This window comes from Microcoleus sp. N9_B4 (assembly GCF_036701635.1).
Taxonomy (GTDB): domain Bacteria; phylum Cyanobacteriota; class Cyanobacteriia; order Cyanobacteriales; family Microcoleaceae; genus Microcoleus.
This window is the reverse complement of the sequence record NZ_JAUBRC010000092.1, coordinates 1-7,995: the sequence shown is the minus strand read 5'-3', so window position 1 is coordinate 7,995 and position 7,995 is coordinate 1. Positions and strand designations below refer to the sequence as shown.

The following is a 7,995-nucleotide window of genomic DNA, read 5'->3' as shown; positions in this document are numbered from 1 at the left end:
TCTACTGAATATGCTTTCATTGGTGTATTTTTTTAATCTATTCTTATTGTACCTCATAACACCCGGAAGTGCTGTATGACAGTAGAAATTCCCCCTTGTCCTACTTGTGGCTCAGAAGCAGTCAGTCGTAACGGTCAAACTCGGCATCACAAACTTTCATTACAAATGTCGAGAATGTGGCCGTCAATTTGTTTTGAATCCAACATGGAAAGCTATTACTAAAGAACAAGAAGAGTTAATGTCACGGATGCTACTTGAACGTATTTCCCAGGCCGGGATTGCTCGGGTATTACAAGTGTCAGAAGATACAGTACAGCGCTACGTAAATGCCGCTTCTGTTGCTGTTAAGAAGCAAGTGGAGGTGAGTGCCAAGCCAAAAAAGCGCTTGAATGTTCAGATGGATGAGCTATGGTCGTTTGTCGATAATAAAGGAAATCAGCAGTGGGTATGGCTGGCATTGGATGCCCAGACTAGGGAAATTGTTGGTGTACACATTGGGGATCGTAGCGCAGTATCAGAAGAGTGCTTTATGGAATTCAATGCCACCAGTTTACCGTCAATGTGCAGTAATTTATACCGACCATTGGAGTGCTTATGATTCTGTATTGCCCAGCAAACGTCATCGCAGTGTAGACAAAGATAGTGGTTGTACTAGCTATATCGAGCGCTTCAACTGTACTATTCGACAACGAGTATCAAGCGTTGGTAAGAAAGAGCTTAGCCTTCTCTAAAAAATTAGAAAATCATATTGCTGCAATTTGGCGTTTTGTACATCATTATAATGATAATTTACAACTCCAGATGCCTACTTTTATTTGAATTAGGTTGATTTTTTGATCCTTTCCTTCAGGGCACTACCCTAGATTTCTTACATTTTAGTTTGCACTTTTCAACTTCATTATTTTTCCGTCTTTGATTTTTGTAATAGCAGTCGTTTGTTTTTCTAGAGTCTGCCTAAATTTATTACCGTTTACTTTATAAAAGTATCCGATTTGGGTTGGAAAAACTCCAGAACTTTCTACCGTTGCTATAGAAGAAAGGCTGAAGGACAAGGTATAGCAACCGCCAAGGTGGTTAAAGCATTTATGGTTATTGAACCCTTCGACTACGCTCAGGGAGCAATGACCAAAGGGCCTTGGCGACTGCTATAACTCAGATAACCTACAAGTACAAAATTGAAAGTGCTGAAGCTGTTGGAAATATTTTTGCAGATATAGTTTCAGTATTTACTTTCATATTTTTAGTCGTAGCAGGCCGAGAACAGATAGCTATTTTAAAGTCTTTTATCGATGAGCTAATTTATGGATTAAGCGATTCTGCCAAAGCATTTTTAATCATTTTATTAACTGATATGTTTGTGGGATTCCACTCTACTTACGGATGGGAAGTGATTCTAGAAAACACTTTGAGACATTTCGGCCTGCCAGAAAACCGCAATTTTATTTATCTATTTATTTCCACTGTCCCGGTGATTCTGGATTCCATCTTTAAATACTGGATTTTTCGTTTCATTTTTAGGCGTTTTGTTACTTTTCTTAAAATTATTCTCATAAATTTGGTATAGCAACCGCCTAGGCGGCGCCGGACACAAGACGTAAAACATCTTCGATCGCATGGAGTAAACAATTAAACCGCTCTAGTTGTTTGCGGATACGACTTTTCAACCAAGACTCTTCTTTGTTCTATTTTGTTGAGGTCTGGGGAATAAGGGGGTAAGTAGAGCAATTGACAGCCTGCATCCTCAATCAGTTGAGAGATACGTCCTCCTTTATGGAATGTGGCATTATCCATAACTAACACCTGTCCAGCTTTGAGAGTGGTTCGCAAACAATTTTCTAGCCATGTCTCAAATACCGTTCGATTGCAGGCTCCTTCAAGAGTATTGCGGAGCGATCAGGTTTTGGTTACAAAGCGCATGAGCGATCGTATTGACTCTGCCCTCACGTCGTCCCGATTATGGTTGGAATGAAAACGCTGCCCTCTTTCATTCCAACCATAATCGTACTGATCTGGGCCGATCGATCCCCGACTCGTCTAGGTAAACAATCTGAGCGGTCGGGACACTTGACAAATCAGCTATAAATGCCTTGCGTTTGACTTCATCCCGTTCTTGGAATGCCATAAGTTTTTTTTTGAGCACAAGCCAATTTTCTTCAATCCCCGTGAGATTGTGCGATCACTAATCTCTCCTTCCCAGAGTTTGGCCATCTCTACTTGGGTTTTATCCCCATGAGTTTGGGCAAATTCTCGGAATTTTGCCCCCTGCGGTAATTTTATGACCATTACCCAACGGCAAGTTGGGTAATGCTTGAAAATCACCTGTTTCGCTTTGTCGCTTTAGCCAAAGGCTAATAGTGCTACGACTGATGTTGAATATGATGCTCACTTCACTAATTTTTAAGCCATCCAGCTTGATGGCGCCAAAAGCGGCATGACGTAGGTCGTAGCTGTAGGGTTTGGGCATGAGTCGTGCGATCGCCTGAAGCGGGACTATTTCTAGTCTACGTCTTAACCGCCTTGGCGGTTGCTATAAATCAAATCCTGTAAGGGAATTCCTCTACTTAATCGTCAGTCAGCTAAAATTTCATCCTGGTTTCATCTCGCTCTGTCAAGATAGTAAGCACAGGTTAACTTACGAAAGATAAATCTGAAACTCAATTAACAGGGTGAACTCTTTAGGCAAGTAACATGATGAGAACACTGATTTATTCTGCTGTAGTCTTGGCGATCGCAGCTCCAATTTCTGCTGACTATGCAAGTGCTAGGACAGAACCTACTCCTCATATTGATGGATCGGTGCAATTTCCTCCAACACGAGCGAGAAATGTTAGACATACAATTCGGCTTCACATTCCTCAAGGGAGCAGCCCTCTTTCCCAACTGAGTATTGATGTTCCAACAGGGTTAAGGGTTAGGAAAAATATCACCGTAACGGACAATTTTGGAGGTAAAATTAACGCCAATGTTTCTATCAATGATAACAAAGTAATCATGGATTTTACTGAACCTGTTACCCCTGACTCGCAACTCGAAATTGACCTAAACGATGTAAGAATAACAGGAGTTTCCAACGCTTGGCTATACCGCATTTCCGCTAAAACTGTTGGCAATAATATACATATCCCGATCGGGATAGCCCAGATTCGTGTCTACTGATGGAAATTTTTTTTCTACAGTTATTCAAACCAACCTAGCTATTACTCTCTTCCCGGTATAAGACTATGTACTTCTACTCTCCTCCGAAAGCGTATGCTTGCATCGAAAGCGGTCGCTCGCAATACAAATTCTTCGGGTGGGAAGGGAGTAATCTGCAAGAAGTTACTACTCCTGGCTAAGACCACATTTGGTTGTACCAACTCTATGGCAAAATGGTTGGTATCAATGCAGAAATCCCGCTCGGTACAGTGAGGATTCAAACATCTGGTAGATAGACAGGGTTAGCAACCCCGCTCTCTTTAGAGCGGGCTTCCACACTCCCGGAGGTTTTTAGGTAAATTTTGATGAAAGTTCTGCTAGTTGAAGATGAGCCAGTCCTGGGTGCGGCGATTAAGCAAACCTTGAAACAGGAAAAATACATTGTTGATTGGGTTTTAAATGGCGCTCACGCTTGGGACTGTCTGGAACACCAGAAAACACAATATACGCTGGCAATTTTCGACTGGTTAGTGCCAGGAATATCGGGTTTAGAATTGCTGCGTCGGCTGCGGACTTGCAACAACCCTTTGCCTGTGTTGATGCTGACAGCAAAAGACCGCATGGAAGATAAAGTGATGGGACTGGATGCTGGGGCGGATGATTACCTGGTAAAGCCTTTTGGCATGGAGGAATTGTTAGCGCGACTGCGAGCATTGCAGAGGCGATCGCCCCACATCCAACCCGAGCAACTGCACGTCGGTCGCTTCATTTTAGATTACAGCACTTGTACGGTTTCTCTTCAGCAAGCCAATAGCATTCCACAAGTGATTTCTTTAACAAGAAAAGAGTTTCAAGTCCTGGAATACTTTATGAAACACCCAAATCAATATGTTACCCGCGACCAACTTTTAAACTATCTTTATGAAATGAGTGCCGAACGCACTAGCAATGTAGTAGCGGCTCAAATTCGATTGGTGCGCCGCAAACTTTCAGAATATGGTTGCGATAATTTAATTGAAACTGTTCCTGGCATGGGCTATCGGTTGAATCTCAATGATGCAAACTAGACCATTTCGTCAAACGCGATCGCGGCTGACTTTCTGGTATGCAACCATCATGGGTTTCATTCTCAGCTTATGCGGTTTCGCGGTTTATGAAATAATCATCTATGCCCATTTAATCTCAATTGACCGAGAGTTAGAGACTGTAACGGGAACGGTGCATGACAGCCTTGAACTGAATTTGAAACAGCCCCGTCGCTTAGAGCCAATTTTCCAGCAGATTTTACCCGATATTTGCGAGGTAAAATCTAGCTGTTCTACACAACAAATATACGCACAAAAAAACCATAACTCGACTCAACGCCACATCTTTAGTGCGATTTACCAAAGTTACTACTACATCCGATTTGTAGATGATGCGGGACAGTTGATTGCTAGAGCAGGGATTCACTCAGATGGGATACCCTTGACTGTAGGAACAAAAGTTTGGCAAACTCTCGAAGATCGACAAGGCAATCGTTACCATCAAATGTCTATAGCGCTGCATACCCAAGATAATCGGCTCTGGGGGTATATGCAGGTTGGGCGAAGTCTTAAAGAGCTTGATAATCGTCTGGTTGCCCTGATATTCGTTTTAGCAGTGGGATTGCCAATTACAGTTCTTTTGGTTGGGGGTTCTAGTTGGTGGCTAGCAGGGTTGGTGATGCAACCTATTAACCATTCCTATCAACAAATGGAACAATTTACAGCCAATGCTGCCCACGAATTGCGTACTCCGGTGGCAGCAATTCGTGCGGCGGTAGAATCTGTACTGAGGATGCCTCATCTATCGGAATCAGAAGCGCGAGATGTCCTAAAAAACGTGGTGAATCAGAATCATCGACTTGCAGAAATGATTGAGGATATGTTGCTTTTGTCGCGATTGGAGGGGCAAAAAATCCAGCTCCAGGGCGTATCTTGCTGTCTCAATGATTTAGCGAGCGACCTGGTAGAAGAGTTTATAGATTTAGCGTTTGCTGCTAAAGTGACGCTGACTTGTGAGGTGCGAGTACGCCAGTTGCTGTATGTCGTAGGGAACGAAGAGCAACTTTATCGCTTGGTTTCTAACTTAATTGTGAATGCGATTAAAAACACCCCAGCCGGAGGTAAAATAACTGTTGTTTTAGACCGCAGCAACGGTGATGCTGCGATTGAAGTTCGAGATACAGGGATTGGGATTGCACCGGAGGATATGAAACGGATTTTTGAGCGTTTCTATCGAGTTAGTAGCGATCGCTCTCGCGACACTGGCGGATCGGGATTGGGGTTAGCGATCGCCCAAGCAATTGTTCAGGCACATGGGGGTAGCTTACAGGTGCAAAGCGAATTGGGCAAAGGTAGCACTTTCAGCATTCGATTGCCCTTGGGTGTTCCCCCATCCTCAACCATCATTAATGCCAGTTGACTGCAAATTAGACAACTACCAACACGGCGGGGGCTAGTTCCTTTTTGAGGTCAAACTCTCCACCACCATGACCCCCCTCGCGATCGCAGCGGGAATGGAGGAAGCGATCGCGCTGTTTAGATTTCATCCCAAACGTTTGCTATAAACTTCGAGATCACTCTTCAAATCTGGCAAATTAGTTAACAGATACCAAGGTTCATCTTCTTGTTTGCCTTGATATTTACGTTGACAGTATGCGACCAAGTTAAATCGAGAAAAACCTTTCTTTTTAGTGAATCCAACCTTCGGATAAAACAGATGAATTCCAGTTAAACCTGGAATTCTATCTAGCGCTTGAAAAGGTTGTCTTTTTTTTCGGAAATTCGTACTGCATTTTTGACGGAGGACAAAACTCAAATGCTGGCGGTGTAACCATTGCGCCAGCTCGATGCTATGAAATTCGCGAGATCCAATAATGATTAATTTATATTTTTTCAAGAGCCTAATTACTGGGCGCAATACTTGTTGCGGTTCGGCGAGATTTGAAGCCCCTTGTTTATCTAACAGTGTCCAGAATAGGGGAAATGCCCTTTTTTGAACGAGATCGCTTACCATTAAGACATTATACTCTTTCCATTGGGTTCTATCCAATGCAATGACGTAAGGATTCAGGTCAAAAAAGACTTAAGTGTCAAAAGCTGGTAAAATAAACAAATGAAAAAGCCCGCAGCCACCAGACAGAAAGAAAAAACCGAAATCGAGCAGTTGAGCCAAGCTGAAGGAGTGGAAATGGTACTGGGGCTGCAAAAAATCATTGAAGAATTACAAGAAAAACTAGCTATTGCTACAGGTAAAAGTCGAACCACCAGTCAGACTTCTTCAATAGACATCTCCTAAAAACAAACTGTTGTTGAATCGCAAATATATTATAATGGAAATTTATGTAAAAAAAATGAGTCAACTTCGCGAACACATAGAAAGACATCCCTCAGAAACTACTCGGCTATTAGGTCTAGACTATGACCAACTTATAGGACTAATTACTCACGCAGGAAATCTGTATAACCAACAGAAAAAAGTTCAAGATCATTCTAAAATTCGCATCATCAAAGGCGGAGGTGGTCGCCCACCTAAATTAGAAATTGCCGACCAAATTATCCTGACTTTGGTATATTTACACCATCTTCCCACATTTCAAATGTTAGGAGTTCAATTTGGAGTCAGCGAGTCAGCGGCTAATTATATATTTCATAAATGGATAAAAATCTTTCGAGAACTCTTGCCAGCTTCTTTGTTAGAGCAGGTTAAAAAAAATGACTCCCAATGGGAATGGGTTCTGGAAATATTAAGTGAATTTGAATTGATTGTAGATAGCTACGAACAGCCAATAGAAAGACCTACAGACTATAAAGAGCAGAAAAAATACTATTCAGGTAAGCAAAAAAAACATACCTTAAAAAATCAAATAGTTGTCATGCCGAATGGGAAAGAAATTGTTGATATAGTAGTGGGAGAAACTGGAGCAACGGCAGACATAAAAATTTGGCGTTCGCGACGCGAAGAATGGAATCCAGAGCAAAAATTTCAAGGGGACAAAGCTTATGTAGGGGAAACATTAATTGATACTCCTCACAAAAAAACCAGGGTAAGCTCATCTAATTTGGTATAAAGTGTACTTGACAAAAAGGGCAAGATATAAAAGAGCATCCTGTCAAGAGCGGTTCTTTGAACCCATTTGAGATATTTTGACGATCGGATCGAGAGATAACGCGCGCTCGAGAGATAACGCGCGCTCGACTCGCAGCCTCAAAGATGTCAAATGGGTTCTATAATAGTGCTTCATCTGTGTCACGAATGGTGAGGAAAAATCAATGGAGAAAGGATTTGATCGTGTTGTGAATGAGCCAAAATCATCACCGAAGCCCGACCGGTCTCAACCCATCTCCCTACAACACTTACAAGCTTGCTTATCAACTTATTTTGATGACATACCAGACCCGAGAGTAGACCGAACAAAACAACATTTACTTAAAGACATTCTGGTCATTACCATATTAGGTGTGATCGCCGGTGCTCAGGGGTGGGAAGACATCGAAAATTATGGACTCAGCAAGCAACAATGGTTAGAAGAATTTTTAGAGTTACCCAATGGTAAGCTGTTAGTCATTTAAATTTATTGTCTGAATCCCTTACAGTATGGGGTCTATTCCACAAATAGTGCAGTTTGAATGTCGAACAGCTTATCCCCAGCGATGATACATTTCGCCGGGTCTTTTAAAAACTAGATCCGAAAGTTTTAGAGCAGAAGTTATCGCAATGGTTGCAACAAATTATGGGTTCAGTCTTGCAAGAAATTATTCCCATAGATGGCAAAAGTTTGCGAGGTTCTTACGATCGAGAGAAAGGTTTAAAAAACTTACATTTAGTGACAGCTTG

The 7,995-nt window shown here is 42.1% G+C and carries 7 protein-coding genes and 3 pseudogenes; 8 read left to right on the top strand and 2 right to left on the bottom strand.

What is annotated here, in order from left to right; genetic code table 11:
• Nucleotides 1–75: 75 nt before the first annotated feature.
• Nucleotides 76–819 (top strand): annotated as a pseudogene (locus tag QUA43_RS30235) (IS1 family transposase).
• A 316-nt stretch (nucleotides 820–1,135) separates the two neighbouring features.
• Nucleotides 1,136–1,564, top strand: coding sequence for a hypothetical protein (locus tag QUA43_RS30230; RefSeq protein ID WP_333379414.1), 429 nt, complete (start codon nucleotides 1,136–1,138; stop codon nucleotides 1,562–1,564).
• Nucleotides 1,565–1,571: 7 nt separating this feature from the next.
• On the opposite strand, the pseudogene QUA43_RS30225 reads toward QUA43_RS30230, so the two are convergent.
• Nucleotides 1,572–2,464 (bottom strand): annotated as a pseudogene (locus tag QUA43_RS30225) (IS630 family transposase).
• 224 nt (nucleotides 2,465–2,688) lie between these two features.
• On the opposite strand from QUA43_RS30225, the gene QUA43_RS30220 reads away from it, so the two are divergent.
• The 3 genes from QUA43_RS30220 (at nucleotide 2,689) to rppB (ending at nucleotide 5,580) form a co-directional block, all read left to right on the top strand.
• Nucleotides 2,689–3,156 (top strand): DUF2808 domain-containing protein, encoded by a 468-nt coding sequence (locus QUA43_RS30220; RefSeq protein ID WP_333208502.1) that lies wholly within the window; start codon nucleotides 2,689–2,691, stop codon nucleotides 3,154–3,156.
• A 344-nt stretch (nucleotides 3,157–3,500) separates the two neighbouring features.
• Nucleotides 3,501–4,202, top strand: a complete 702-nt coding sequence (rppA, locus tag QUA43_RS30215; RefSeq protein WP_333379412.1) for a two-component system response regulator RppA — start codon at nucleotides 3,501–3,503, stop codon at nucleotides 4,200–4,202.
• Complete coding sequence (rppB, locus tag QUA43_RS30210; RefSeq protein ID WP_333379410.1) at nucleotides 4,189–5,580, top strand: two-component system sensor histidine kinase RppB; 1,392 nt, start codon at nucleotides 4,189–4,191, stop codon at nucleotides 5,578–5,580. The genes rppA and rppB overlap by 14 nt, the downstream gene beginning before the upstream one ends.
• A gap of 123 nt (nucleotides 5,581–5,703) precedes the next feature.
• Here rppB and QUA43_RS30205 read toward each other — a convergent pair whose 3' ends face one another.
• Nucleotides 5,704–6,174 (bottom strand): hypothetical protein, encoded by a 471-nt coding sequence (locus tag QUA43_RS30205; RefSeq protein ID WP_333379408.1) that lies wholly within the window; start codon nucleotides 6,172–6,174, stop codon nucleotides 5,704–5,706.
• Nucleotides 6,175–6,273: 99 nt separating this feature from the next.
• Here QUA43_RS30205 and QUA43_RS30200 point away from each other — a divergent pair, with 99 nt between their 5' ends.
• From QUA43_RS30200 to QUA43_RS30190, 3 genes and pseudogenes are all read left to right on the top strand, one after another.
• Entirely contained in the window at nucleotides 6,274–6,456 is a 183-nt protein-coding gene (locus QUA43_RS30200) for a hypothetical protein (protein WP_333379406.1), read from the top strand.
• A 34-nt stretch (nucleotides 6,457–6,490) separates the two neighbouring features.
• Complete coding sequence (locus QUA43_RS30195; RefSeq protein WP_333379404.1) at nucleotides 6,491–7,228, top strand: transposase family protein; 738 nt, start codon at nucleotides 6,491–6,493, stop codon at nucleotides 7,226–7,228.
• 226 nt (nucleotides 7,229–7,454) lie between these two features.
• A pseudogene (locus tag QUA43_RS30190) lies at nucleotides 7,455–7,995 on the top strand (transposase family protein); the annotation flags it as partial.